General features: G+C 67.8%; 1 protein-coding gene. It reads right to left on the bottom strand.

Translation table 11 applies throughout. From position 1 onward, the window contains the following. A partial coding sequence (locus tag ABZ406_RS30945) for an AMP-binding protein (protein ID WP_357769121.1) occupies positions 1-1,283 on the bottom strand: 1,283 nt, incomplete at its 3' end. Positions 1,284-1,328 lie beyond the last annotated feature (45 nt).

Raw genomic sequence — 1,328 nt, 5'->3', positions numbered from 1 at the left:
GCGATCCGGTCGATCTGCTCCTGCGTCAGATCCACCAACGGCAACATCGCCGGAGTGATCACCGACGTGTCAGCCGGGATCAGATTCGGCGGAACATCGACCGTGTCGACGCCACCGGTCGCGGCCAACGCCGCCGGAGTCGGCGTCTGGAAAAACGCCCGCACCGGCACCGAAACACCCCGCTGCCGCAGCCACTCCACCAGCCGCACCACCACCAGAGAATGCCCACCCAAGGCGAAGAAGTCATCCTCGACGCCGACGTGGTCCAGGCCCAGAACCTCAGCGAACCCGGCACACAACAACTCTTCCCGCGCATTCGCCGCAGGACGGCTGGACCCGACAGCCCCAGCGAAGTCCGGCGCCGGCAACGCCCGACGGTCGAGCTTCCCGCTGCTCGTCAACGGCAGCGCGTCGAGGACGACGACCGCGGCGGGGACCATGTACTGCGGCAGCCGCTGCCCCACGAACTCCCGCACCCCAGCACCGTCACCACCGACGACAACGACGTAGGCGACCAGCCGATCGTCGCGCACGACCACGGCGGCCTGCACCACCTGCGGATGCGCGGCCACCGCCGCCTGCACCTCACCCAACTCGATCCGCACACCCCTCAACTTGACCTGGTCGTCGGTGCGACCCAGGTAGTCGAGTTCCCCAGCGCGGGTCCAGCGGACCAGGTCACCAGTGCGATATAGCCGCTCCCCCGACTCGAACGGGTTGGCGACGAACCGCTCCGCCGTTAGACCAGCCCGGCCCACATATCCCCGAGCCAACTGCACACCGGCCAAATACAGTTCGCCGGCGGCGCCCACCGGGACCGGCTGCAGACCACCGTCCAGGACATACGTGCGGGTGTTCGCGACCGGCGACCCGATCGTCACCGGCACACCCACCGCACACCGAGTCGCCGTCACATCCACCGACGCCTCCGTCGGCCCATACAAGTTGTGCAACTCCGTGTCGGGGAGGACCGCCAACAGGCTGTCCCGCACCGACTCCGGAAGCGCCTCACCGGAACAGACCACCCGCGACAACCCCGTGCACGAGGCCGCCACCGGAAGGAACGCCTCCAACATCGAGGGCACGAAGTGCGCCGTCGACACCCGCTCGTCACGGATCAGCTCGGCCAGATAGGTGGGGTCGCGGTGACCGCCGGGACGGGCGACCACCACCGTCGCGCCCAAAACCAACGGCCAGAAGAACTCCCACACCGACACGTCGAACGTGAACGGGGTCTTCTGCACCACCCGCTCACCCGACACCAAACCAAACCGGTCCTGCATCCACCGCAACCGATTCACCACACCCGCATGCGACACCACCACACC

This window comes from Micromonospora sp. NPDC005710 (assembly GCF_040630995.1).
GTDB lineage: Bacteria > Actinomycetota > Actinomycetes > Mycobacteriales > Micromonosporaceae > Micromonospora.
The sequence above is the reverse complement of the archived record's forward strand: the minus strand, read 5'-3'. Positions and strand labels throughout refer to the sequence as shown.